Source organism: Rhodococcus sp. DT1 (assembly GCF_049844875.1).
GTDB lineage: Bacteria > Actinomycetota > Actinomycetes > Mycobacteriales > Mycobacteriaceae > Rhodococcus.
Window position 1 is genome coordinate 167,348 of record NZ_JBNCLW010000008.1, and the last position, 24,301, is coordinate 191,648.

26 protein-coding genes, 1 tRNA gene and 1 pseudogene are annotated in these 24,301 nt (G+C 67.7%); 10 read left to right on the forward strand and 18 right to left on the reverse strand.

Translation table 11 applies throughout. The features are described from left to right. Positions 1-121: 121 nt before the first annotated feature. The 5 genes from ACLQ3J_RS19835 to aceE form a co-directional block, all read right to left on the reverse strand. On the reverse strand, positions 122-1,363 hold the full coding sequence (locus ACLQ3J_RS19835; protein WP_422425015.1) for a KasA/KasB family beta-ketoacyl-ACP synthase: 1,242 nt from the start codon (positions 1,361-1,363) through the stop codon (positions 122-124). A gap of 8 nt (positions 1,364-1,371) precedes the next feature. Beyond that, on the reverse strand, positions 1,372-1,647 hold the full coding sequence (gene acpM / locus ACLQ3J_RS19840) for a meromycolate extension acyl carrier protein AcpM (RefSeq protein ID WP_072699228.1): 276 nt from the start codon (positions 1,645-1,647) through the stop codon (positions 1,372-1,374). A 114-nt stretch (positions 1,648-1,761) separates the two neighbouring features. After that, positions 1,762-2,679, reverse strand: a complete 918-nt coding sequence (locus ACLQ3J_RS19845; protein WP_169620394.1) for an ACP S-malonyltransferase — start codon at positions 2,677-2,679, stop codon at positions 1,762-1,764. 128 nt (positions 2,680-2,807) lie between these two features. Beyond that, positions 2,808-4,121 (reverse strand): PucR family transcriptional regulator, encoded by a 1,314-nt coding sequence (locus tag ACLQ3J_RS19850; RefSeq protein ID WP_296550088.1) that lies wholly within the window; start codon positions 4,119-4,121, stop codon positions 2,808-2,810. Positions 4,122-4,182: 61 nt separating this feature from the next. Beyond that, complete coding sequence (gene aceE / locus ACLQ3J_RS19855) at positions 4,183-7,032, reverse strand: pyruvate dehydrogenase (acetyl-transferring), homodimeric type (RefSeq protein ID WP_425904208.1); 2,850 nt, start codon at positions 7,030-7,032, stop codon at positions 4,183-4,185. Positions 7,033-7,378: 346 nt separating this feature from the next. Between aceE and ACLQ3J_RS19860 the strand changes: the two genes are divergently transcribed. The 4 genes from ACLQ3J_RS19860 (at position 7,379) to ACLQ3J_RS19875 (ending at position 8,709) form a co-directional block, all read left to right on the forward strand. After that, the gene (locus tag ACLQ3J_RS19860) at positions 7,379-7,801 is read left to right on the forward strand and encodes a DUF3052 domain-containing protein (RefSeq protein ID WP_169620248.1); all 423 of its coding nucleotides are present in this window, start codon (positions 7,379-7,381) and stop codon (positions 7,799-7,801) included. A 35-nt stretch (positions 7,802-7,836) separates the two neighbouring features. Next, a complete protein-coding gene (locus ACLQ3J_RS19865) occupies positions 7,837-8,301 on the forward strand; it encodes a peroxiredoxin (protein ID WP_378528927.1) in 465 nt (154 codons plus the stop codon). Between the two features lie 33 nt (positions 8,302-8,334). Then, positions 8,335-8,409 (forward strand) — tRNA-Val (locus ACLQ3J_RS19870). A 90-nt stretch (positions 8,410-8,499) separates the two neighbouring features. Beyond that, positions 8,500-8,709, forward strand: coding sequence for a hypothetical protein (locus tag ACLQ3J_RS19875; RefSeq protein WP_296550086.1), 210 nt, complete (start codon positions 8,500-8,502; stop codon positions 8,707-8,709). A gap of 56 nt (positions 8,710-8,765) precedes the next feature. Here the strand turns inward: ACLQ3J_RS19875 and ACLQ3J_RS19880 are convergent. Continuing rightward, a pseudogene (locus ACLQ3J_RS19880) lies at positions 8,766-8,903 on the reverse strand (amidohydrolase); the annotation flags it as partial. Here ACLQ3J_RS19880 and ACLQ3J_RS19885 point away from each other — a divergent pair. From ACLQ3J_RS19885 to ACLQ3J_RS19895, 3 genes are all read left to right on the forward strand, one after another. Next, on the forward strand, positions 8,872-9,063 hold the full coding sequence (locus ACLQ3J_RS19885) for a hypothetical protein (protein ID WP_425904242.1): 192 nt from the start codon (positions 8,872-8,874) through the stop codon (positions 9,061-9,063). The pseudogene ACLQ3J_RS19880 and the gene ACLQ3J_RS19885 sit on opposite strands and share 32 nt — an antisense overlap. A gap of 128 nt (positions 9,064-9,191) precedes the next feature. Continuing rightward, the gene (locus tag ACLQ3J_RS19890) at positions 9,192-9,827 is read left to right on the forward strand and encodes a hypothetical protein (protein ID WP_425904209.1); all 636 of its coding nucleotides are present in this window, start codon (positions 9,192-9,194) and stop codon (positions 9,825-9,827) included. Next, positions 9,824-10,498 carry a hypothetical protein gene (locus ACLQ3J_RS19895; protein ID WP_169620245.1) on the forward strand — a complete coding sequence of 225 codons (675 nt, stop codon included), beginning with the start codon at positions 9,824-9,826 and terminating at the stop codon, positions 10,496-10,498. The genes ACLQ3J_RS19890 and ACLQ3J_RS19895 overlap by 4 nt, the downstream gene beginning before the upstream one ends. A gap of 6 nt (positions 10,499-10,504) precedes the next feature. Here ACLQ3J_RS19895 and ACLQ3J_RS19900 read toward each other — a convergent pair whose 3' ends face one another. From ACLQ3J_RS19900 to ACLQ3J_RS19950, 11 genes are all read right to left on the reverse strand, one after another. Then, positions 10,505-10,729 (reverse strand): DUF4287 domain-containing protein, encoded by a 225-nt coding sequence (locus ACLQ3J_RS19900; RefSeq protein ID WP_425904210.1) that lies wholly within the window; start codon positions 10,727-10,729, stop codon positions 10,505-10,507. 40 nt (positions 10,730-10,769) lie between these two features. After that, positions 10,770-11,195 carry a hypothetical protein gene (locus ACLQ3J_RS19905; protein ID WP_425904211.1) on the reverse strand — a complete coding sequence of 142 codons (426 nt, stop codon included), beginning with the start codon at positions 11,193-11,195 and terminating at the stop codon, positions 10,770-10,772. Between the two features lie 87 nt (positions 11,196-11,282). Further along, positions 11,283-11,789: a hypothetical protein gene (locus ACLQ3J_RS19910; RefSeq protein ID WP_425904212.1), complete on the reverse strand. Its 507-nt coding sequence runs from the start codon at positions 11,787-11,789 to the stop codon at positions 11,283-11,285. 38 nt (positions 11,790-11,827) lie between these two features. Next, positions 11,828-12,589, reverse strand: coding sequence for an ABC transporter ATP-binding protein (locus ACLQ3J_RS19915; RefSeq protein ID WP_425904213.1), 762 nt, complete (start codon positions 12,587-12,589; stop codon positions 11,828-11,830). Next, on the reverse strand, positions 12,586-14,277 hold the full coding sequence (locus ACLQ3J_RS19920; RefSeq protein WP_296549597.1) for a dipeptide/oligopeptide/nickel ABC transporter permease/ATP-binding protein: 1,692 nt from the start codon (positions 14,275-14,277) through the stop codon (positions 12,586-12,588). Before ACLQ3J_RS19920 ends, ACLQ3J_RS19915 begins: the two co-directional genes overlap by 4 nt. Next, positions 14,274-15,269 carry an ABC transporter permease gene (locus tag ACLQ3J_RS19925; protein ID WP_425904215.1) on the reverse strand — a complete coding sequence of 332 codons (996 nt, stop codon included), beginning with the start codon at positions 15,267-15,269 and terminating at the stop codon, positions 14,274-14,276. Before ACLQ3J_RS19925 ends, ACLQ3J_RS19920 begins: the two co-directional genes overlap by 4 nt. Before the next feature lie 3 nt (positions 15,270-15,272). Continuing rightward, a complete protein-coding gene (locus tag ACLQ3J_RS19930; RefSeq protein ID WP_425904216.1) occupies positions 15,273-16,916 on the reverse strand; it encodes an ABC transporter substrate-binding protein in 1,644 nt (547 codons plus the stop codon). Between the two features lie 163 nt (positions 16,917-17,079). After that, entirely contained in the window at positions 17,080-17,436 is a 357-nt protein-coding gene (locus tag ACLQ3J_RS19935; RefSeq protein WP_169620239.1) for a DUF5655 domain-containing protein, read from the reverse strand. Between the two features lie 64 nt (positions 17,437-17,500). Continuing rightward, positions 17,501-18,451 carry an SURF1 family cytochrome oxidase biogenesis protein gene (locus ACLQ3J_RS19940; protein WP_169620238.1) on the reverse strand — a complete coding sequence of 317 codons (951 nt, stop codon included), beginning with the start codon at positions 18,449-18,451 and terminating at the stop codon, positions 17,501-17,503. Positions 18,452-18,479: 28 nt separating this feature from the next. Next, positions 18,480-18,953, reverse strand: a complete 474-nt coding sequence (locus ACLQ3J_RS19945; protein ID WP_378528936.1) for a low molecular weight protein-tyrosine-phosphatase — start codon at positions 18,951-18,953, stop codon at positions 18,480-18,482. After that, the gene (locus ACLQ3J_RS19950; protein WP_169620237.1) at positions 18,943-19,632 is read right to left on the reverse strand and encodes an HAD-IA family hydrolase; all 690 of its coding nucleotides are present in this window, start codon (positions 19,630-19,632) and stop codon (positions 18,943-18,945) included. Before ACLQ3J_RS19950 ends, ACLQ3J_RS19945 begins: the two co-directional genes overlap by 11 nt. A 76-nt stretch (positions 19,633-19,708) precedes the next feature. Here ACLQ3J_RS19950 and ACLQ3J_RS19955 point away from each other — a divergent pair, with 76 nt between their 5' ends. The 3 genes from ACLQ3J_RS19955 (at position 19,709) to ACLQ3J_RS19965 (ending at position 22,791) form a co-directional block, all read left to right on the forward strand. Then, complete coding sequence (locus ACLQ3J_RS19955; protein WP_425904217.1) at positions 19,709-20,854, forward strand: Nif3-like dinuclear metal center hexameric protein; 1,146 nt, start codon at positions 19,709-19,711, stop codon at positions 20,852-20,854. A gap of 75 nt (positions 20,855-20,929) precedes the next feature. Continuing rightward, positions 20,930-21,667, forward strand: coding sequence for a zinc ribbon domain-containing protein (locus tag ACLQ3J_RS19960; protein WP_169620235.1), 738 nt, complete (start codon positions 20,930-20,932; stop codon positions 21,665-21,667). Continuing rightward, positions 21,616-22,791 carry a bifunctional RNase H/acid phosphatase gene (locus tag ACLQ3J_RS19965; RefSeq protein WP_425904218.1) on the forward strand — a complete coding sequence of 392 codons (1,176 nt, stop codon included), beginning with the start codon at positions 21,616-21,618 and terminating at the stop codon, positions 22,789-22,791. Before ACLQ3J_RS19960 ends, ACLQ3J_RS19965 begins: the two co-directional genes overlap by 52 nt. A gap of 143 nt (positions 22,792-22,934) precedes the next feature. Here the strand turns inward: ACLQ3J_RS19965 and ACLQ3J_RS19970 are convergent, their stop codons facing one another. After that, positions 22,935-24,200 carry a lipase family protein gene (locus tag ACLQ3J_RS19970; protein WP_296549593.1) on the reverse strand — a complete coding sequence of 422 codons (1,266 nt, stop codon included), beginning with the start codon at positions 24,198-24,200 and terminating at the stop codon, positions 22,935-22,937. Positions 24,201-24,301 lie beyond the last annotated feature (101 nt).

Genomic DNA, 24,301 nt, shown 5'->3' on the forward strand with positions numbered 1-24,301 from the left:
GCGGGTTTTTTCCCCGGAACCTGGTTGTCCATCGAGGGCTCCTGGGCCGCGCGGGGTGGTGGTGGCCCGCGGTGGAGGCTCCGGGGAGCCTCCACCGCAACGGTGGGACGAGCGTGTCGGGTCAGGCCCGACCGAACGCGAGTGCCACGTTGTGCCCACCGAAACCGAACGAGTTGTTCAGCGCGAAGTCGATCTGTCCGTAGCGGGCTTCACCCTTGACCACGTCCAGGTCGATTTCTGGATCCTGGTTTTCGAGATTCAGCGTGGGCGGAATGACTCCGTCACGCAGACTCAGGACCGTAAGTACTGCTTCGAGCGCACCGACCGCGCCGATCGAATGTCCGAGTGCGGACTTCGGGGCATAGATCGCTGCATGATTGCCCACTGCGGCGTTGATGGCCTTCGCCTCGGCGATGTCGCCGATCGGAGTGGCCGTCGCGTGTGCGTTGACGTGCCCGATGTCGGCCTTGGTGAGGCCGGCGCTTTCGATGGCCCGCGTCATCGCACGGGCCGCTCCGGTGCCCTCGGGATGCGGTGCCACGATGTGGTACCCGTCCGAGGTGATACCCGCGCCGAGGATCCGGGCATGGATCGTCGCCCCGCGCGCTTTCGCGTGTTCTTCGGATTCGAGCACCATCAAGGCGCCCGCCTCACCGAAGACGAAGCCGTCGCGGTCCTTGTCGAAGGGCCGCGAGGCGCCCTGCGGGTTGTCGTTGCGAGTGCTCAACGCCCGCATCATGGCGAAGCTGGCGAGACCCACCGCATCGAGCTGACTTTCGACACCACCGGCGACGGCGATGTCGGCATCACCGTTCGAGATCATGCGGAACGCGTTCGCGATTGCTTCGGAACCCGAGGAGCACGCCGAGACCGGTGTGATGACACCGGCGCGGGCACCGAATTCGAGACCGACCGTGGCGGCCGGTCCGTTGGGCATGATCATCTGCACCGCGAACGGCGACACCTTGCGGTAGCCGCCGTCCCGCAGCTTGTCGACAGCGTCGATCAGCGACTCACCGCCACCGAGACCGGTGCCGATCACGACCGCGAGCCGGTCCTTGTCGACGTCCGGGCTTCCGGCGTTCTCCCAGACCGTCCGGCCGAGAGTGAGGGCCAGCCGTTCGACGAAGCTCATCCGCCGGACCTCGACCCGGCTGAGCGACTCGTCGGGGCTCACCTTCAGCCGACCGCCGATGCGGACCGGGAGGTTGTACTCGTCGACGAAGCCGTCGAGCACACCGATCCCGCTCTCACCGGCCAGGAGTGCCTTCCAGCTGGCATCCACATCGCCGGCGATCGACGTCGAAGCCGCGAGGCTCGTGACGACGACGTTGCGCAATGTCCGAGGAGAAGGGGAAGTCACGGTTGGGCTCACTCGTTGTCGTTCGTGGCCTGAACGCCCTCGGCCTCGAGCTTCTGGATGTAGTTCACGGCGTCACCGACGGTGCGGAGGCTGGCGAGGTCCTCGTCGGGGATCTTGACGCCGTACTTGTCTTCGGTCTGCACGGCGATCTCGACCATGGACAGCGAGTCGATGTCGAGGTCGTCGACGAAGGACTTGTCGACGGTCACCTCGGAGGGCTCGATGCCGGTAACTTCTTCGATGATCTCCGCGAGGCCGGCGATGATTTCTTCCTGAGTGGCCACGTCGTGGCTCCCTTCGTGATGTACCGACTATGTCGTGTGAAACCGGCCGAATGTTTCCGGCCGGACCCGGAAATTTCCCGGGTGTGCCCGTGCTGCGCGACGGTGCGCAGCAACCTAACCGAGTTCGAGTGTTTCGGCCAGAGCGGAGATGTCCGCGGGTGTTTTGAGGGCAGCAGTGGGTGTGCCGCGCATTTCGCGCTTGGCGATGCCCACGAGCGTGCCGGCGGGGGGAAGCTCCACCACCGTGGAAACCTGGGCGGAACGCAGATGTGCTGTGCACAGGTCCCAGCGCACGGGGCGGGTGACCTGCGCCGCGAGTCGTTCGAGCGCTTCGGCGCCCGAGGTGACCGGTGCGCCGTCGAAGTTGGACAACAGGGTGCGGGTCGGATCGCTCGGGGCGATCTTCGCCGCGGCAGCGGCAACCGCATCCTGCGCGGGTGCCATGAACCGGGTGTGGAAAGCGCCCGCGACCGGCAGGGCACGAACGCGCGCTTTCGCGGGAGCGTCCGCGGCGAGTGCCGCGAGTGCCTCGAGGCGTCCGGCCGCGACGATCTGACCGGCGGCGTTCATGTTGGCGGGCGTGAGGTCGAGTTCTTCCAGGCGTGCGAGCACCTCGTCCTCTGCGCCGCCGAGCACGGCGGACATTCCGGTGGGCTCGAGCGCGCACGCCTTCGCCATCTCACGGCCGCGGATCGCGGCGAGGCCGACGGCCTCGTCGGTGCTGATGACACCGGCCATCGCCGCAGCGGCCAACTCGCCCACGGAGTGGCCGGCAACGATCACATCGCCGGGTACGAGACCCAGGCGTTCGAGTTCCTCGAAGGCGAGCAGTGCGGTCGCCACGACGAGTGGCTGAGTCACGGAAGTGTCGGTGATCTCGTCTGCTGTCGCTACGGTGCCGAGGCGCTCGAGGTCGAGACCGGATGCCTTCGACCACAGCGCAATGCGGTCACGGGCACCGGCCTGCTCCAGCCACGGAGCAAGCATGCCGGGTGTTTGGGACCCCTGGCCGGGGGCAAGCAGCGCAATCACGAGCACCAGCGAACACCCTCGGCGCACTGTTGCGAGATGTCGGTGGGAATGAAAGCTTGTGCCCGGATTTGTGGGGATCTTACAAATTCCCACGTCGGCGTCGCCTATCGGACGACTCTCCCGCCGTGTTACATGTCCGATTCGCGGATTGTGAACCGTGTGACTGGTGGTGCTGGAGATTTCAGTTCGTTATGACTTCGAGCCAGGCGACCCACCGTTGCCGCGATTCGCAACACGTACGCATCGCGAGGATTTGTGGGATCCCGCCCAGTGACTTCTGTGATCCGCTTGAGTCGATACCGGACGGTATTTGGATGAACAAACAGCTTTCTGGCGCACGACTCGACAGCGCCCCCGCTGTCGAGGTAGGCGTCCAAGGTGTCGGAGAGCGAGGACCCCGCCGCGGCCAGCGGAGCCACGATGTGGTCGTCGAGCGCGACGATCGCCGCCGGATCGCCCAGCAGCGCCCGCTCGGGCAGAAGTTCGGCCGCGTGGACCGGCCGGGGCGCACCGGGCCAGCCTCCGACCGCTTCCATCCCCGCGAGCGCCTCGAGGGCGGAGACGTGGGCGGCGCCCAGGGTTGCGGTCGTCGGCCCGATCACCACTGGATCGTCGGAGAATGCCTGCATCAGTTCGCCGAGGAAGCTCGCTGCCTCTGTCGTTCCGTGCAGATCGCCGCTGACGACCATCACCAACCGCTCGCCCTGGACCACCGCGAGAGCGGCACGACCGTGCCGCTGGGCGATCGCGTGCACCGTGGTCACCACCGACACGCCCTCCTCGGGCGGGGGTGTGCCGACCACGACCGTCGCGGGCGCCGTCGCGTCCCAGTTGAGCGTTGCCGCACGCGACTGCATGTCGGCACCGGTGTCACCGCGGACCACGGCATCGACCACCAGCGCCTCGAGGCGGGTGTCCCACGCGCCGCGCGACTCGGCGGCGGTCGCGTACACCGCCGCGGCCGCGAAGCCCAGTTCGCGGCCGTATCGCAGGATCGCCTCGGTCAGCGCGACGAGTTGCTCCTCGTTGCGGGCCAGCGCCGGCAGCCACTGCTCGAAGAACTCCATCGCCGCCCGCACCATGTCCACGGTCTGCAGGAGGGTCAGGCGGTTCGCCAGATCCTGAGGGATCATCTGGAACGCGTCGAGGCTGAACCGTGGATCGTTCTCCGGGTTGCGCACCCACTCCAGGAAGTCCACCACCGACGTCTGGATCACCAACTGCACCGTCGCGCGCTGCGAGGCATCCAGATCGGAGAAGAACGGCAGTTGCTCCTGCAGCACGTGCACGGCCTCGGTGGACATGCGCCCCGAGAACTGCTTGACCCGACGCAGCAGCGCGTCGGGCAGGGGAGCGCGGTCGGGTCGCGCAGGCGGTACCGGACGCCCGGTTGGGACGCCCGGTACCCGCGCTCTGCGACCTGATGCGGGCTCGTCGACCATGCAACGAACCTACCCGGGTGTCACCCGGTCACCGTGGCCGAACCGCACGTGACGGCGTGATTCAGGCGACGCCCGGGTCCGAGGTCTGCTCGGGGGCTGCCGTCACGTCGTCGATCCGGTACTTCTTCGCCGCCTCGACTGCCCGCGCACGATCGATCGTGCCCTCACGGCCGAGAGCCTCGAGCACCGCGACCACCGTGGATTCGGCGTCGATGTTGAACACGCGCCGTGCGGCCGGGCGGGTGTCGGAGAAGCCGAACCCGTCCGCGCCGAGCACGGTGTAGTCACCCGGCACCCACTTGCGGATCTGATCGGGCACCGCACGCATCCAGTCGGACACCGCGACGAACGGTCCGGCGGCGTCGTTGAGCACGGACGCCACGTACGGAACCTGCGGTTCCCGGCCCGGATCGAGCAGCGCCTGGCGGTCGCGCTCGACACCGTCGCGGCGAAGCTCGCCCCACGAGGTGACCGACCAGACGTCGGCGGACACGCCCCACTCCTCTTCGAGCATCTGCTGAGCGCGCAACGCCTCGGGCATGATCACGCCGGAGACGAGGATCTGCGCCTTCGGGCCCGACTCGGCACCCCGCTTGTACAGATACACGCCCTTGAGAAGACCCTCGACGTCGAGGTCTTCGGGTTCGGCAGGCTGTGCGTACGGCTCGTTGTACACGGTGATGTAGTAGAAGATGTTCTCACCGCCGAACCCGTCGACACCGTCGGTCCCGCCGTACATCCGGCGCAGACCGTCGCGGAAGATGTGCGCGATCTCGTACGAGAACGCCGGGTCGTACGTCACCGCGGCCGGGTTGCTCGAGGCGAGCAACAGCGAATGCCCGTCGGCGTGCTGGAGGCCCTCACCGGTGAGGGTGGTGCGTCCGGCGGTCGCGCCGAGCAGGAATCCGCGTGCCATCTGGTCGGCCGCGGCCCACAGGCCGTCACCGGTGCGCTGGAACCCGAACATCGAATAGAAGATGTAAACGGGGATCATCGGCTCGCCCTGCGTGGCATAGGACGTACCCACAGCCGTGAACGAGGCGACCGATCCGGCCTCGTTGATGCCCTCGTGCAGGATCTGGCCGGCGGCGCTCTCCTTGTAGGCGAGCATCAGTTCGGCGTCGACGGAGGTGTAGAGCTGGCCGTTGCGGTTGTAGATCTTCAGCGACGGGAACCACGAATCCATGCCGAACGTGCGGGCCTCGTCCGGGATGATCGGCACGATGCGCTTACCGATCTCCTTGTCGCGCAACAGTTCCTTCAGGACACGGACCGTGGCCATGGTGGTCGCGACTTCCTGCTTGCCCGAGCCCTTACGCACGACGTCGTACGTCTTCTCCGGCGGCAGCGCGAGAGGCTTGGCGGCGGTGCGACGTTCCGGAACGAAGCCGCCCAGAGCGCGCCGGCGCTCGAGCATGTACTCGATTTCGGGAGCGTCGAAACCGGGGTGGTAGTACGGCGGCATCTTCGGGTTCTTCTCGAGCTCGGCGTCCGAGATCGGGATGCGCTGGAGGTCGCGGAAGTACTTGAGATCCTCGAGCGTGAGCTTCTTCATCTGGTGGGTCGCGTTGCGGCCCTCGAAGTGCTTACCCAGGGTGTAGCCCTTGATGGTGTGGGCGAGGATCACGGTGGGCTGGCCCTTGTGGTCCAACGCGGCGCGGTAGGCGGCGTGGATCTTGCGGTAGTCGTGGCCACCGCGCTTGAGGTTCCAGATCTCCTGGTCGCTGAGGTTCTTGACCAGTTCCTTGGTGCGAGGGTCGCGGCCGAAGAAATGCTCGCGGACGAACGCGCCGTCGTTCGCCTTGTACGTCTGGTAGTCGCCGTCCGGCGTGACGTTCATGAGGTTGACGAGCGCGCCGTCCTTGTCGGCGTGCAGCAGGGCATCCCACTCGCGGCCCCACACGACTTTGATCACGTTCCAGCCCGCTCCGCGGAAGAACGACTCGAGTTCCTGAATGATCTTGCCGTTGCCGCGGACCGGCCCGTCGAGACGCTGCAGGTTGCAGTTGATGACGAACGTCAGGTTGTCGAGACCTTCGGTGGCCGCCACGTGTGTGAGACCCCGCGACTCCGGCTCGTCCATCTCGCCGTCACCGAGGAACGCCCACACGTGCTGGTCGGAGGTGTCCTTGATTCCGCGGTCGTGCAGGTAGTGGTTGAACCGGGCCTGGTAGATGGCGTTCATGGGCCCGAGACCCATCGACACCGTCGGAAATTCCCAGAAGTTCGGGAGCAGACGCGGGTGCGGGTACGACGGCAGGCCGCCGCCCTGCGAGGCGTGGCTGTGTTCCTGGCGGAACCCGTCGAGCTGTTCCGCGGGAATCCGGCCTTCGAGATACGCGCGGGCGTAGATGCCGGGGGAGGCGTGGCCCTGGATGAAGACCTGATCGCCGCCGCCCGGGTGATCCTTGCCACGGAAGAAGTGGTTGAAACCGACCTCGTAGAGGGCCGCGGAGGACGCATACGTCGAGATGTGCCCGCCGACGCCGACACCGGGACGCTGCGCGCGGGTGACCATGATCGCCGCGTTCCAGCGGATGTAGGCGCGGAAGCGGCGCTCGACCTCTTCGTCACCGGGGAACCACGGCTCGTTCTCCGTGGGAATGGTGTTGACGTAGTCGGTGGACGTCAACGCCGGAAGCGACACCTTGCGCTCGTTCGCGCGCTCGAGCATGCGGAGCAGCAGGTAACGGGCGCGGGTCGGGCCCGCAGCCTCGAGCATGCCGTCGAACGATTCGAGCCATTCGTCGGTTTCTGCCGGATCGATGTCGGGCAGGTAGGAAGCCACGCCCTCGCGGATGACCCGGACACGGTTGTCCTTGGTCGAAGCCGTCTCGTTCGAGGGGCCCGTTCCCGCGGAGCCTGGTGTGGCGTCCTTCTGCGAGTCGGGTCCGTGGATCAGGTCTGTCAACGTCTGCTCCTCATCGTGGTAGGACGCGCAGGTGGGGCGCCCATTCAGAAGGCCGGCTCTTGTGGGGGCCGACCCAATCGACATCTGAACATGATGCTGATCTCATTCTCCCCCATCCCGCGGCGGAAGATGCGAGATGCCCTCTGATCGGGACACGAGAGTGCTCGGGCGGTCCCGCAGCCGAGCTTCTCGACGGTGACGGCGTAGCGTCCGGGGAAAGATTCTTGGTCTTTCCCAGCGATTCGGGTTGCGTTGAGCCTCCCGACCATGTTCGCTTTGACCATTGATCGTCACACACCGGTACGCCGAAGCGATTCGCGCACCACTACTTTTAGGAGGAGCCACCGTGGTCGCCGCGGCGGATGCCAAGAACTACGTTTCCAAGCTCGGTATCACTCACGACCATGTGGTGCAGGAACTCGGGTGGGACGAGGACACCGACGACGAGCTGAGGTCGGCGATCGAAGAGGTCACCGGAACCGAGCTCCTCGACGAGGAGTCCGACGAAGTCGTCGATGTCGTGCTGCTGTGGTGGCGCGAGAGCGACGGCGACCTGGTGGACACCTTGATGGATGCCGTCAGCCCACTCGCCGACGACGGTGTCGTCTGGGTTCTCACCCCGAAGAACGGTCGCGTCGACCACGTGGAGCCCAGTGAGATCGCCGAATCCGCCACCACCGCCGGTTTGACCCAGACCTCGGCGGCCAACCTCGGGGACTGGATCGGCAGCCGTCTCGTGCAGCCGAAGACCGGCCGTCCGCGTCGCTGAACCGGCCTTTCCCCCGAACGAAGGACCAGCACCACATGGCGATCGCAGTGGGCACCGAGGCGCCCGACTTCACCCTCAAGGATCAGAACAACCAGGAAGTCTCCCTCGCGGATTACCGAGGGAAGAAGAACGTCCTGCTGATCTTCTACCCCCTCGCGTTCACCGGGGTGTGCCAGGGCGAGTTGTGCGCCGTGCGCGACGACCTGCCGACCTTCGACAACGACGACACCGCGATCCTCGCGGTGTCGGTCGGGCCGTCGCCCACGCACAAGATCTGGGCGGCCGAGCAGGGGTACCTCTTCCCGTTGCTGTCCGACTTCTGGCCGCACGGTGAAGTCGCTCAGGCGTACGGGGTGTTCAACGAGAAGTTCGGTTTCGCGAATCGTGGGACGTTCGTCATCGACAAGGGCGGCATCGTGCAATTCGCGGAAGAGAACCAGCCCGGAGAGCCCCGTGACCAGGGAGCTTGGGTCAGAGCGCTGGCCGCGCTAGAGTCCTGATGCGACGTCGGCGGCTTCGGCCGCCGACGATGCGGGCGTGTAGCTCAGTGGTAGAGCTCTGGTTTTACACACCAGCGGTCGGGGGTTCGAAACCCTCCGCGCCCACCATGTAATAGGCGGTGAACGGCCTCTTGCCGACCTTCGCTGCTCCGTTCGATCCTGCCCCTGCGCGCCGTCACCTCGAGATAGCGTCCGCTCATGCCTGAGGACGCCCGCAATCGCTTCGCTGAAGACGTCTTCGGCCACGTCATCACCAAGGACGGCAAGGTGCTGATTTCGTGGCAGGGCAGGACCGTCACGACGGTCGCAGGAAAAGCGGCCGAGAAGCTCATCGCCCGGCTCGCGACCGCTGACCGTCGCGAGGTGCAGCACCTGCTCGCCCGCGCGACCGGGCACTTCAAGCACTAGAGGCGTACACGCCGATCTCGCGCGGCTCGGGCGCTTACCTTGTCGGTAGAAACCAGATCCGCTCCGGCGAGCGGCCCATACGACAGGGAAGCCCCGGAACTCGTCGCGAGGATCCCGACGTCGTCGCTTCCGGCGCCCGCTCCGGGATCGAGAATCTTGTCCTTGCCCAACCATCCCGCGGAGGCATCGAGTGTTCCGTCGGCGCCGTGGGCATCCCTCTTCCCACCGGTGGAGAACCTTCGCGCGTCCTCGGCGACGGTCGCGGTGGCCGTCGCGGGGCAAGCCGTGCAGGGCGACAACCTGGTACAGGCCGTGCAGGACGCGATGTGGCAGCCGGTGCCGCCCGAGCGCTGAACGGTGCCCGGCTGGGGGCGACCACGATGGGATGACCCGCACGAATTCCGGCGCGGTTGTTAATGTAGGCTTGCCTTACTAACGACCTCTCGCCGAGCGCCCTGCGCTCTCCGACCCGGAAGAGTCCTGTGCCAGAAGCCGATTGCTCACCCGCCACCCTGCCTCCCGATGGGCACGCGCCCGCCACCGCACCCGTCCTGCACGTCACCATGGGTGCCGAGGGCCCCAGCGACGACCCGCGCATGGCCCGTGTGGATATCTATCGCCTACCCGAGATCGACCTGTCCGCGGTGCGCGGTCTCATCCTCGGCGGAGGTGTCGACCAGATCTTCCTCGCGCGCAACAAGGATCTGCTCACGGACTTCGTCACCTCCGGCGGCCGCATCGCGGTGATGGGCCACGCGCTCACGGACTTCCTTCCGGGACTTGGGGTATGGCGCAAGCTCGACTACACCGGGCCGAAGGATCTGGCGATCACGCTCGGCGAGCCGCATCCCGTATGGGAGGGTGTCGAACCCGTCGATCTGAGCACCCGCAAGGGCGTGACCGGATTCTACGGCCGTGGATACATCGACAAGATCCCGGACGACGCGCTCGTCACGACCCGCATCGGACGACACGCTCTTCCGTTCGACTACGTCTACCCGCTCGGGAAAGGCCAGGTTCTCGCCCACGGCGGCAACGACCTCCTCGGATGGAAGAACGACCCGAACAGTTCGGCACGGCTGGCCGTCCAGCTCGTAGATTGGCTGGTGCAGCGATGACGATCGTCGAACCCTTCACTCGTACCGACCGCGCACCCAAGCGCGTCCGCAGGCTCGCCATCGTCCACGGGGGCACGTACTTTCACCTCCAGACGATGAAGGATCCCGCAGTGCTCGCTCACCAGCCGGACTTCCTCTACCTTCCCGAACTGCTGCCCGGCGATCTGGACTGCTACGACACCGTCGTCGTGGGCGACCGGCTGCACCCGGACCTGGTCGCCAAGAACGCGGCACAGTTCTATTCCGTGGCCGAACGTGGTGGCACCGTGGTCGCGCTCGGTGAAAGCGGCGCCCACACGTGGCTTCCCGGTGTGACGTGGGAACCGCGACCCACGAACTTCTGGTGGTGGCTGACCAAAGAGGATCCGATGATCCGGACCCGCAGTCACGACCATGAGTCCTGGCAGTACCTCACGACCAAAGCCGTCATCTGGCATCACCACGGCATCTACAACACCGACGCCGACGTGGTGCCCCTGCTGGTGTCGGAAGAGCCTGACTCCGAAGGTATTCCGCGTGACGCGGGCATGATGCTGTACGAGGACACCGTCACCACTCCCGGCCGGATCATCGCGACCACGCTGGACCCGATGTACCACCACGGCAGCAATTTCATGCCGGGCGCGACCCGCTTCCTGTACGCGTTGCTGCGCTGGGTCGACAACACCTGAGCGCTGTCACCGGCGAGTTCGGCTCGCGGCGTCCTCTTTCCGGGTGTGCGCCACAAGAGCGTTGGCGTGGCCGTGACCGAGACCGTGTTCGGCCTTCAGCCAATTCACCAGCTCGGAATGTTTGCTCAGATCCGACGCGCGGATGAGTTCTTTCCACTCCGCGATCGGCCGGCCGTACTTCTTCTCGATCGACGGAAAGTACGACTCCGGACCCTGCACCTTCTCACCCATGTCCGAAAGCTAGCAGTCCGGTCGGACACCCACGGGGAGTTCACTCGGATGCGGTGCGAGACCGGTTGCGGAGCAGGCATCTCCGGACCAGCAGAGTGAGGAACGCGACCACGGACAAACCCGCGGTCGTTCCGAGCACCAGCAGGGCCAGGCCCACGACCCACAGTCCGCTGGTGTCGTCGGACGACGCGTCGAGCGCCCACATCACCGCGAAGGCGCCCGTCGCAGTGAGAACCACTGCGGCAGCGCCGCCGCGCGAGCCACGGAGAGCCAGGCATCCCGCGACGACGACGGCCGCGACCGTCACCGCGCATGCGACCACCTGCGCGGCCGAATACGGTCCCTCCACGCTGCCGTCGGGCAGTTCGCGGTAACCGGTCTCCCAGCCGAGCCACGCGAACCAGGACAACGCGGAGGCCACGGCCACCGCGATCAGGACCGGAGCGGTGCGTGAGAAACGGGACATGGGTGCACCGTACGGGTCGCTCGCGAGACGAGCGTGCCCGCCACCGACGAACGGTGGCGGGCACGTCATGCTCGATCACACGAGTGGTTACCCGACGATGTCGTAGACCTCGTCCGCCGCCGCGGAGAGCAGTCGGTCTGCCATCTCCTGCTTGAGCACCGTCAGCCGTTCGTCCTCGGCACGGGTGCGGTCGGCTTTGCGGCCGAGGGCGATGAATTCGTCGGTGACGAACCCTTCGCGGATCTCGAGCCTGACGGTCTTTCCCCGATAGGTGAGTTCGAATACGTACCGCTCGAGCGTCTCTCCTCGCTCGGGGCGTTCCAGGGCCGAGTCGACGGTGAAGCGACCTTCCGTGACGCCACGGGTGACGGCCTCGAACGTGTCGCGGACCCCCGGCCCGCGGTGGGCGGTGACCGCCGAGATATCCCGGCGCTCGGCCGGTGCATCGGGGCTCAGGACCGGCAGGGCACGTTCGAGTACCTTGACGGCGTGCGCGACGCCACCGGGAAACCCGGGGCCGTGGTACTTCATGATGTCGTCGATGTCGAAACCGATGACGGTTCCGTTGTCGACGACCTCGAGCAGTGCAGACATGATCGATCCTCCTGTATTACAACTGTTTCCGTGTTCGGTCATTGGGCGCCGGACGCCGCCGCGACAAGCGCTGCGGTGTAGGCGTGGCGGGGACGTGCGAGAACCTCTTTCGCACAACCTGTTTCCACGATGCGTCCGGCCTGCATCACGGCGATGTTCTCGCAACTCCGCTCTGCGAGAGCCAGATCGTGCGTGATGTGCACGACCGCGAGATGTGCGGTGCCGGCGAGTTCGGTCATCAGGTCGACGATCCCGATGCGGAGCGACGCGTCGAGGCCGCTGGTCGGTTCGTCGGCGAGCAAGAGGCGCGGACGCGTCACCAGCGCCCGCGCGAAGGCCACTCGCTGGCGCTGGCCACCGGACAACTCGTGAGGAAATCGGTCCAGGTACCGGTCCGTGGGAGTCAGGTGCACGGCGTCGAGAGCAGCGACTGCCGCATCTCGTCGCTCGGCACGGTCACCGAGTCCGTGGATCACCATGGGTTCGGCGACGATGTCCCGCACCCGCAGTCCGGGTGGCAGCGACGCGTACGGGTCCTGGAAGACCATGTGCATGTCGCGGCGCACCTGTCGTCGTTGCCGTCCGCGGGCAGTCGTCACGTCGGTACCGTCGAAGACGATGCTGCCGGCGGTCGGAGTGACCAGTCCGGCGATCGCCCGCGCCACCGTGGACTTCCCGGCGCCGGAACCGCCCACCAGGGCGACCGATTCGCCCGCCGCGACCCGCAGGGAGACATCGGATACGGCGGGGACACCGTCGAACACCACGGACAGCGATCGGATGTCGAGCAGCGGGCTCACCGTGCGGCCTCGAGCAGCGCGGGGCGGAGCCGGGGAGCGGATTCGACGAGGTGCCGGGTGTAGGGATGTTCGGGTGCTCCCGTGATCTGCGAGACCGGGCCGATCTCCACCAGGTCTCCGTCCTTCATCACGGCGATGCGGTCGGCGATCCGCTCGATGACCGGGAGGTTGTGGGTGACCACCAGCAGCGCCAGCGAGTGCCGGGTTCTCAGGTCGTCGAGCAGTGCGAGCACTTCGGCTTCGCGGAGCACGTCGAGGCCGCTGGTGGGCTCGTCGGCGATCAGAACGTCCGGATCGTTCGCCAATGCCATCGCGATGACGACACGCTGCCGCATGCCCCCGGACAGTTGATGCGGGTAGGCGTCGGCCCGATCGGCACCGAGACCCACCTGGGCCAGCAGGTCGAGCGAGCGTGCCCGCGCGTCGGCGCGGCTGCAGGAACGGTGTGCCCTGACGGCTTCATCCAGTTGAGAGCCGATGGTCGTCACCGGGTTCAGGGCGCTCAGGGCCTCCTGCGGAACGAGAGCGATTCGGTTGCCGCGCACGGCGCGCAATTCCGCGGGCGTCATGGCCGCGACGTCCCGGCCGGACACCAGCACGCGCCCGGACACAATGCGTGCCGCGGGCGGCAGCAAACCCACCGTGGCGGCGGCGACGGTGGACTTCCCGCTGCCGGATTCGCCGACCAGGCCGAGCAGTTCGCCGGGTGCGATCGAGAACGACACGCCGGTGGCGCCGCGTCCGTCCGCGCCGTAGCGGACGGTGAGGTTGTCGACGACCAGGGGGTGCTGCACGTCGTCGGCGACGGTCTCGGGGGTCGCCGCCCGGAGACGAGACCGGCGAGAGGCTTTGCGCGGTAGAAGGATCGGCCGTGTCCGCTCTTCGATGGCGTTGCCGAGCAACGCGAACCCCAGCACCGTGACCGCGATCGCGATGCCGGGCGGCAGGACCCACCACAGCCACGCATCGGTCAGGAACGCGTTGCGGGAGTGGGCCATCGACAGCATCGACCCCCAGCTGGCCGCCGAGATGTCGCCGAGCCCGAGGAACGACAGCGAGGCCTCGAGCAGGATCGCCGTCTTCACGGCGAGGACGAACTGCGGAACGACGAGTGGGACCACCGCGGGTGCGATGTGGCGGCGGAGCACATAGCCCGCGCTCGCGCCCATCGCTCGCTGGGCCTGGATGTGATCGCGCTCGCGCAGGGTAAGGACCTGCGCGCGCAGTTCACGGGCCATGCCGGCCCAGAGGACGGCGGAGATGACCATGATCTGGGTGCGCAGGCCCGGACCGGCGAACACGCCGATCACGATGGTCAGTGGCAATACCGGGAGGGACAGCACGACGTCGACGGCGCGCATGAGAACGGTGTCGAGGACACCGCGCGCATAGCCTGCGACGACACCGACGAGTGTGCCGATCGCGGTGGCGACGGTTGCGGCGACCACACCGACGAACAGGGAGACACGGGCGCCGTGAAGCAGCATCGACAGCAGGTCGTGCCCGACGTCGTCGGCGCCGAGCCAGTGCTGCCAGGACGGAGACGCGAACGGCCGTGTCGCGCGCTCGGCCGGGTCGAAGGGGGAGAGCCACGGCGCGGTCAGCGCGCACAGCACCAGGATTCCGAGGATTACCGCGCCGGCCGTTGCGAGTCGCTGCGACCGTGTCTTCGTACCGAGAATGCTCACACGGTCACCTCTTCGTGAGTCGTGGCGGAGGTCCGGTCGCGACGGACCCGGGGATCGAGCAGGGGATAGGTCAGGTCGGCGACGATGTTCGCGGCGACGATGCCGACCGTGGCGAGCAGGAATGCGCCCTGGAGCAGGGGATAATCCCGCGCGGTGACCGCGTCGAAGGTGAGTTTGCCGAGACCGGGATATGCGAAGACGGATTCGACGACGACCGCACCGGACAGCAGGACGCCCACGGTGAGCGTGAGGGTGGTGTAGACGGGCAGCAGCGCGTTGCGCAGGGCGTGTCCGACCGCGACGCGGAACTCGCTCAGGCCCTTCGCCCGCGCGAGCCGGATGAACGGCTCGTCGAGGACCCCGACCATCGACGCCCGGGTCATGAGGAAGAACCCGCCGACACCGGCAATCGTGAGCGTGGCGACGGGAAGCGCCATGCGCGAGGCGACTTCGAGCAGCCATTCCCCGCCGGTGGAGGTGATGGCCGCTGCCCCGTAGGACGGGAACCAGCCGAGGGTCACGGAGAACACCGCGATGAGGATCATTCCGATGAAGAAACCGGGCATCGAATCGAGAACGAGAATGCCGACGACGGTTCCGGTTTCCTTGCCGGTGCCGCGGCGCCAGGCCGCCCAGGCACCGAGCAGGGTGCCGATGAGGAACGCCAGGAGGGTGCCGATACCTACCAGCGCAACCGTCCAGGGCAGCTTGTCCCACAGGACGTCGACCACGGGCCGGTTGTGCTGCACGGAGATTCCGAGATCTCCGTGCAGCAGACCCGACCAGAACGAGAGGTATTGCTCGAGGATCGGCCGGTCGAGTCCGTACTCGGCGCGCATCTGCGCGATGTACTTGGGATCGAGGGCCTGCTGGTCGCCGCCGTAGAGGTATTCGACGGGATCGCCGGGCGCCAAGTAGGGCAACGCGAAGTTCAGCGTCACCGCCGCCCACAACACGAGCGCGTATTGCCCTGCTCGACGCACGACGGTCATGGGTCAGTCCTGCGGTGCTTGTGCGTTGGCTGCCTCGACGACGTCCGCCGGCAGAAACGACCACTTGTGGACGATGCCGTAACCCGGGGTTTCGATCCATCCACCGAACGTGTCGGCGCGGAAGGCCCAGTACTCGTCCGGGTAGTACAGGGCGATGGCGGTCGGCTGGCGGTTGAACAGCTTCTGCATGTCCTGCATGGCGGCGATGCGCGCGTCGTTGGTCTCGGTGGCTTTCCACGCGTCGTACAGGGCGTCGAACTCGGGGTAGGCGAGGTCCGGGTGCTTCCACAGGTTGCCGGAGCGGTGCGACATGATGAACTGCGTCGAATCGGCCACTGCGTGAGGGCTGTTCGTGGTGACCATCATGTCGTAGGTCTTCTTGGACGACGCATCGGAGAACGATCCGGAGTCGAGCGGGGTCACGGTGACGGCGATGCCGATCTCGGCGAAGTCCTCGACGAGCAGTTCGGCGGCGCGGACCTGCGGTGCGTTGCCACCGTTGACGGCCAAGGTGAAGGTCGCCGGTTCGCCGGCGGGATTCTCCCGGGTGCCGTCGCCGTCACGGTCGGTCCAGCCGAGGCGGTCGAGCAGTGCTGTGGACTGCTCGGCGTCGTAGGGGGTCGAGGCGTCGGGGTCGGCGAACGGCGCGTCGGGATGGACGTAGCCCTGTGTGCCGGGACGGCCCTGGCCGAGTCCGACGACGTCGAGCAACTGGTCGCGATCGACCGCGAGGTTCAGCGCCGCGCGGAAGTCGGCCTGTGCGAACGGTTCCCGGGTGAAGTTCAGTTTGAGTTCCGGGTAGCTGAGCGGCGCGACGGTGATCACGCCGATGTCGTTCGAGGCGGTGAAGCGGTCCACGAGTTCGGGTGTGAGCGCGCGGTCGGCGGCGTCGATCTGGCCGGAGCTGAGCGCGGTGAACGCGGCGGCGTTGTCTTCGATGACCGGCATGACGAGTTCGTCGACGGTCGGGGTACCCGCGAAGTAGTCCTCGTTCGCCTCGAAGCGGTACCCGCTGGTCGGGCTGTAGTCGACGAGCACGAACGGTCCGGTGCCGACCGGAAGGTCGGTGACGGCTTTGGCCTCGGCAGGGTCGACCTTCGACCACACGTGCTCGGGGATGATCGGCAGGTCCGCGAGTGTGACGGGGCCCAGTTCGGGGCACGAGTAGTCGCACACGAAGCGGACCGAGTCCTCGTCCACGGCGTCGACCGCGGAGATGGACGGCGTGTCGTTGACGTGGTGGGTGTAGCGACCGGTGGGGGCGGCGTGCATGTAGTGGAAGCTGAAGACGACATCGTCTGCCGTGAACGCTTCACCGTCGTGCCAGGTGACGTCGTCGCGGAGGTCGACCTCCCAGGTGGTCGCGTCGACCTGGCGGACGTCGGTGGCCAGCCACGGCTGGGGGTCGGCGACGTAGGGGGACGGCGACAGAAGCTTGTCGTAGATCAGCTCGGTCATCTGGTCCGTCTGGCCGGCGAAGATGTTGAGGGGCCCGGAGTCCTTGGAGGCGGCGATGGTGAGCGATCGGGCCGAGGACGGTCCCGGAGCCGACTCTGCCGCCGTGCTCGACCCGCCGCATGCTGCAACGAGAAGTGCCGGCGCAAGAACGAGGGGCAGGGCGTGAGAACGCCGGAGTGTGCGCGTCAACTGAGTTCACATTCTGCTGAAGGGAAGTACACGGCCCGCACCACCCGAGGTAAGGCAATCCTTAGTGCGGTAAGGCTACCTTAATCCAGATCCGGGCATAAAAGGCAACCGCCCCCTCGTGTGAGGGGGCGGTTGTGTTGTCTCCGGAGAACGGACGGTTCGGCTACGGGCCGGGCTCCGCAGCCGTGTCGTAGGCCTCGCGCAGGAGTTCGGCCAGATGGTCGTCGAACCCGGCGGCGTCCGCGAGACTCAAACGGTGGGTGGTGATCGGGCCGGTCGGGAACGCCTCACGGAGAGCCGCGTGGTGCACCCGCCGCGGAAGATCGAGGGCGACTTCGAGCTTGGAGGCGTACACGAATGCGGCAGCGAATGTGCGGCCGCGGGACCACGAGATCTCCGACGCGTGCACGCGCTCCTCGATGTCGTCACCGAGGTCGAGAACCATCGTGCGGAATCGCAGGAACGCCTCGATTGCGGCCGGGTCCTTGTCCGCCAGGTAGTCCTCGACCGTGGCGTACATCAGGGCTCCTCGGAAAGTCGGTCGGCGGAAATGCGGTCGGCAGACGTGCGGTCGGCCCAGCCTGTCACCGGGACCGTCCGTAACGGTCGGCGAGCTTGTCTTCACGGGACGGCGGCGCTGCAGGAGCCGGCGCGTCGGCCGGTGCGGTGCCGGCGGGCACGGTGTCGTCAGCATCGTCGGTGAGCGCAGTGCTCTCCGACTTACGGAGGTCCGAACCGCGGCTGTCCGACTTCGCGGTGTCCGAGGCGTCGGCATCCGGCCCGGCGATCGTCGCGGCCTTCGCCTTCCGGCGTTCGCGGAGTTCTGCCCACACGAAGTAGCCGAGACCGAGCGGCGCCATGATGCCGAACGCGAGCCACTGGAGACCGTAGGAGAGGTAGGGGCCGGCGTCGAGCTGTGGCAAGGGGATGGTGCCGAGTCCGCCGGGCTGACCGTCGTCGAGCTGGAGGTAGACGTCCTCGAGCGGAAGCCCGGTGACCTGCGCGACCTGCGGGGCGTCGATGAAGTAGACCTGCTGATATCCCGCGTCGGTGAACGGGTCCTTGCCGGCCACGGTGCCCTCCGACATCCGGATCCGAGCGTCGAGGGAGACGTCTCCGGCCGGTGCGGGCGGGACCTCGGGTACCGCGGTGCCCTGCACCGGGCGGACGAAACCGCGGTTGACGAGGATCATCCGCCCGTCGTCGAACTCGAACGGAGTGAGGACTTCGTAGGCGGGACGGCCGTCGATGTTGCGCAGCCGCACGAGTACGTCGGAGTCGGGGAGATACGAACCCTGGGCCACGACCCGTCGCCACTCGTCGTCCACCGTGGGGCCGGGGCCGGCGAGAAGGTCACCGACCGGCACCGGATCCTCGGACATGGACGCGGCGAGACGATCGTTACGTTCCTCGGTGCTGGTGTTCTTACCCAGCTGCCACGGGGCGAGGACGGTGAAGCACGCGTAGGCGAAGCCGCCGACCACCAGGGCCAGGACCAGCCAGCTGGGACGGAGGAGAAACGTCAATCGGCGCACGTGTCCACGGTAGACGGTGAGGTAGGTCTCACTGCTGCCGCACCCAGTCGAGCAGCGCGGGAATCGCACCCTCGATCTGGTCGCGGACCTGCTCGAACTCGGGGAGCCCGCCGTAGTACGGATCGGGCACCGAATCGCCGTCGGCATCCGGGTCCAGCGATCGCAGCAGGACGCGCCGCTCCGCCGGGACACCCAGGTGCGCCACCGCCCGATCGTGGTGGGTGGTCATCGACACCACCAGGTCTGCGGAAAGATGCGACGGTCCGAGTTCGGCCGCGACATGCCCGGTCGGGTACCCGTGCCGCTGCAGCACCGCGTTCGTCCGCGGGTCGGCCTCGGCGCCGACATGCCAGCCGTGCGTGCCGGCGCTGCTCACCCGCACCCGGTCGCCGAGTCCTTCGCGGCGCACGTGCTCGGCGAAGATCTTCTCGGCCATCGGAGACCGGCAGATGTTGCCGGTGCACACGAACGTCACGTGGAGCACGTCGTCGTCAGCGGCCACCCGTGAGCACCTCGCGAAGTTCGTCGACACTGGTCGCGATGCGGGCGGCGGCCTGCCCCTCGGTGGCGTCGCCGTAACCCCATTCGACGAAGACCGTCGGTATGCCCCAGCGTCCCGCGCCGTGGATGTCGTGCTCGCGGTCACCGACCATCACGACGCCGGTGGTCCCTGCTTCGACCGGCCGGATACCGAGGGCTTCGAGGCTGTGCGCGACGACATCGGATTTCGCGCGCCGCGTTCCGTCGTCACTCGCCCCGCCGATGAACTCGAAGTACGGCGCGAGCCCGAAGTGGTCCAGGATGCGTTCGGCGAAGGACTCCGACTTCGATGTCGCGACCGCGAGGCGGCTCCCTGCGGCGCGCACGGCGTCGAGCAGGGGTTCGACGCCGTCGAACACCGCGTTCTCGGCCCAGCCTGTCGCCGAGTAGTACTCCCGGTACGCCTCGATCCCTGCGGCGATCCGGTCCTCGTCGAGCCCGAGTGCGAGCAGGCTGTCGCGCATGGGCGGACCCAGCAGTCGGTGGAGGTTGCCCGTGGGTGGAGCGAATCCGACGGTGTCGGCCGCGTGGAGAAATCCGTTGATCACGCCGGTCGCCGAGTCCGTGAGCGTTCCGTCGAGGTCGAACAGGACAACCGGGGCGGGCAGGAGCAGTGGCTGTGGTTCGACGAGAAGGGTCACGCATCCATTGTCCTCGGTTCGGGCACACCGCGCCGCGTAGGGTCGTCGGGACAGCCGAGACAACCCAGGAGGACACGTGACTGCGCCGTCGCTGCGTGAGGTGATCGACGTACTCGATACCGCGTATCCACCGTCGCTGGCCGAAGGATGGGACTCCGTCGGACTGGTAGCGGGCGACCCCGCCGACCCGGTCCACAAGGTGCTCCTCGCAGTCGACGCGACCGCCGAGGTCGTCGACGAGGCACTCGAGTGGGGTGCGCAGTTGCTCTTCGTCCACCACCCGCTGCTCCTGCGCGGCGTCGACACGGTGGGCGCGCACACCCCGAAAGGCGCGTTGATCCACCGGCTCATCCGCGGGGGCTGCGCGTTGTTCACCGCGCACACCAATGCCGATCGTGCGAATCCCGGCGTGTCCGACGCCCTCGCGGAGGCACTCGGGCTGACCGGACTGCGGCCGCTCGAGGCCAAGCCCGAACCGGCCACCGACAAATGGGTGGTGATGGTGCCGTCCGGTGCGGCCGACAGCGTCCGGCAGGCGTTGTTCGATGCCGGTGCCGGAGCCCTCGGCAACTACACGGAGTGCTGCTGGACCACCTCCGGCACCGGCCAGTTCCGTCCCGTCGGCGCAGCCGACCCCGCCCTCGGCGTCCTCGGGGAACTCGAGCACGTCGAGGAAGCCCGTATCGAGGTGATCGCGCCGCGGCGTTCCCGCTCCCGGGTTCTCGCCGCCCTGCGCGCCGCCCATCCCTACGAGGAACCGGCGTTCGACGTGCTCGAACTCGCCGAACTCCCGAGTGCGCGCGGGCTGGGGCGGGTCGGGGAGCTACCCGAGACGATGACGCTCGCCGAGTTCACCGACTCGGTGGCCGCGGCCCTGCCCGCCACCGTGTGGGGAGTACGCGCCGCGGGCGACCCGGATCGGCCGATCCGGACCGTCGCGGTGTGCGGGGGATCGGGCGACTCGTTCCTCGGCGCGGTCGCGGCGCTCGGCGTGGATGCCTACCTGACAGCGGACCTCCGGCACCACCCCGCCGACGAGCACCTGCGCGCCGGGGGTCCCGCACTCGTCGACGTCGCACACTGGGCGAGCGAGTATCCCTGGTGCGCTCAGGCACGTGACGTTCTCGACGCGGCATTCGCCGGCCGGGACGGCTGGCAGGCGCGGGTGAGCCGGTTGCGAACCGATCCGTGGACGACCGCCGCGGTGCGCGCGGTACCGTAATCAGCTACGACCCGTCTCCGGGGCTGTCCGTCATCCCCGCCCATCGAGGCCCCACCGAAAGCAGGAACCACCCGAGTGAACGTCGAATCCGCAGTGCAGTCCAAGCTTCTGTCTCTCGCCGCCGTGGACGCGGAGCTGAATCGCCTTGCGCACCGCCGTCGCACCCTGCCGGAACAGCAGACGGTGGACCGGCTCCAGTCCGACCGCAACGCGCGCAAGGATGCGGCCGTGGCCGTCGAGATCATCCTCGACGATCTCGATCGCGACATCCGCAAGCTCGAAGGGGAGATCGAAGCGGTGCGCATGCGTGCACAGCGCGATCGGACGATGCTCGAGAGCGGGTCGGTCGGCTCGAAGCAGCTCACGGAACTGCAGCACGAACTCGGAAGCCTCGAACGCCGTCAGGGGGCGCTCGAGGACGACCTCCTCGAGGTGATGGAACGTCGCGAGGCGTCGAAGGGCGACCACGATCACGCCGGGGCGCAGGTCTCGCAGATCGACGATCAGCTCGCCGACGCGACCCGCGCTCGTGACGAAGCCCTCGCCGACATCGACGTCGCCGAGCAGCGGTGCCGCAGCGACCGCGCGGCCCTGATCGGTGCGCTGCCCGAGGACCTGGTGGCGTTGTACGAAAAGCAGCGCGAACAGACCGGCATCGGCGCGGCACTGCTGCAGGGACGCCGCTGCGGTGCCTGCCGCCTCGAGCTCGACCGGGGCGAGATCGCCCGGATCGCGGCCGCACCTGCCGACGCGCTCGTGCGATGCCCGGAGTGCAACTCGATCTTGGTGCGCACCAAGGAATCCGGACTGTGACCCGGGTCGTCGTCGAAGCGGACGGCGGCTCGAGAGGAAATCCGGGACCGGCGGGCTACGGTGCCGTGGTGTTCGACGCCGACCATCGGACCGTCCTCGCCGAGCGGCACGCGAGCATCGGGCGGGCCACCAACAACGTCGCCGAATACCGGGGACTGCTCGCGGGGCTGACCGCCGCCGCGGAACTCGGCGCCGACGAGGTGGACGTCCGTATGGATTCCAAACTCGTCGTGGAACAGATGTCGGGCCGCTGGAAGATCAAGCATCCCGACATGGTTCCGCTCGCCGCGGCGGCGCGGGAGACGGCGGCGAAGTTCCGCCGCGTCGACTACACGTGGATTCCGCGCGCCGAGAACGCGTACGCCGACCGTCTTGCGAATGTGGCCATGGACGCCGCTGCCGAGGCACTCGTCTCCGGCGAGGAGACGCCCGTCCTCGCAGAGCCGTCCTCGTCGCCTTCGGTGGCCGCGACGACTCCGGCACCCACCGCGCCGGGCTGGACGGGGGCGACCGGTTCGCCGACACGGCTCCTGCTGTTGCGGCACGGCCAGACACCGCTGTCGGTGGAACGCCGCTACTCGGGGCGGGGCAACCCGCCGCTCACCGAACTCGGTCGTGAACAGGCCGTTGCCGCCGCGCGCCGGATCGCGGCACGAGGAGGCGTCGCCGCCGTGGTGTCGTCACCGCTCGGCCGCGCCCGCGAAACCGCCACCGTGGCCGCGGACGCCCTGGATCTGCCCGTGACGGTGCACAACGGCCTGATCGAGACGGATTTCGGCGAGTGGGAGGGCCTCACGTTCGGTGAGGCCGCCCAGCGCGACCCGGACATTCACCGCGCGTGGCTCGGCGACACCTCGGTGCGTCCGCCCGGTGGCGAGAGTTTCGACGAGGTCCACACGCGGATCGCCGCGGCGCGAGACGATCTGGTGTCGGAGTTCGGGGGAGTGACCGTACTCGTCGTCTCCCACGTCACTCCGATCAAGACCTTCCTGCGGCTCGCGCTGGATTCGGGTCCGTCCCTGCTGTACCGGCTGCACCTGGACCTGGCGTCGCTCAGCACCGCGGAGTTCTATCCGGACGGCGGATCCTCGGTGCGTCTGGTCAACGACACTTCGCATCTGTAACACGCGATATCCCGGTTCACGGGAGCAGCGATGAAAAGAGTGGCCGCGCAGGCATGTCGGGGGGTGCCTGCGTGGCCACTCACATCATGTATCGCTGCGATCGGTGAGGCGTTACCGGCCGCCGAGCTTTTTTCGAACTTTCCTTACGCGCCGCAGGTCGTTGTCGCGGGGACGCCGGCGAATCGCTGGTCCAGCCAGTCCATGCCCTCCACCAGAGCGGGGAAAAGTCCGACGACGTGCCCGAATCCTGTCTTGGTGAACGCCGGGGGAACGTCGTATCGCTGATAGGTGACGGTCGCTCCGGTGAGGCACCACTTGCCGACCATCGTGTCGACGCCCGACACGAGCACGAAATCGTCCCCGGTGGCCTGCGCCACGAACACCGGAGCGGACGGGGTCCGGTTGCCGAGTTCCTGTTCGGCCACGAGCGAGGCCCACGGCTCCTCCGAGAGATGCTCGACGATCGGCCGGCCGTCAACGGTGTACCGGGTGGTCGAGGAGAACGGGTCGAGCAGCGGTGCGTCGAACACGCACGCATTTTCGGCGCGGCCGAGAATATCGAGGCCCGCGGGATTGAACACCGCCAGCATGTCGTCGGCGTGCTGCGGGTACGCGGAGACGAACCCGTTGACGACCCAGCCGATGCCACCCGACAAGAACGAACCGTCGCCTGCGACCGCCAGATCCCTCAGCGACGCGGGCGGTGATCCCGCGACCGCACCGGCGACCGGCAGTTCCGGGGCGTAGGTCGAGGCGAGTTCGGCGGCGGAGGCGGCAGCCATACCGCCCTGCGAATAACCCCAGAAGGCGATCGGGCCGTCCTCATCCACACCGAGAGTCCCCAGCGACCGGGTAGCGCGGGCGAGGTCGAGCATCGCGTGCCCCTGAGAGGCGCGGTTGAGATAGGGGTGGACTCCGGCGGTGCCGAGCCCTTCGTAGTCGGTGACCGCGACCGCGTAGCCGCGCGCGAGGAGCGGACCGATCTGGAGGTGCTCGTACTCCTGGCCGAAGGTCATGAGCTTGGACGGGGCACACTGATCGCCCATGCCCTGAGTGCCGGGCCCGACCACGACGGTGGGCCGTGGGCCGTCGCCGGCCCACGGCAGTGCCGGGACCATCACGGTGCCGACGACGGCGACAGGCTTGTCGGTGGCGCTGGTGCTGCGATACATCACGCGGGTAACCGAGGCGTCGAGCACGGCGGGGGTGCCGGGGATGATTGCGGCGACCGACGGGGCAGTGCGCAGTACGTCTCCCGGCGAACCGGAACTCAGGTCGGGCGTGGCGTAGAAGTCGTCCGCCTGTGCGGCGGGGCCGGGCACCGCCGGCTGGGCGGCTGCGGTGGTCGTCGCGCCGAGGGAGAGTCCTGCGAGAGCGGCTGCGGCAAGCAGTCGTGCGGCAATCCGCATGTGTGTCCTTCGAGTCCGGATTCATGTGCCGCGACTGCGGCCCCCGGGGAGGGTAACTGCACTTACGAGGACGTCCGAGGATTTGCTTACTTGTGGTGACA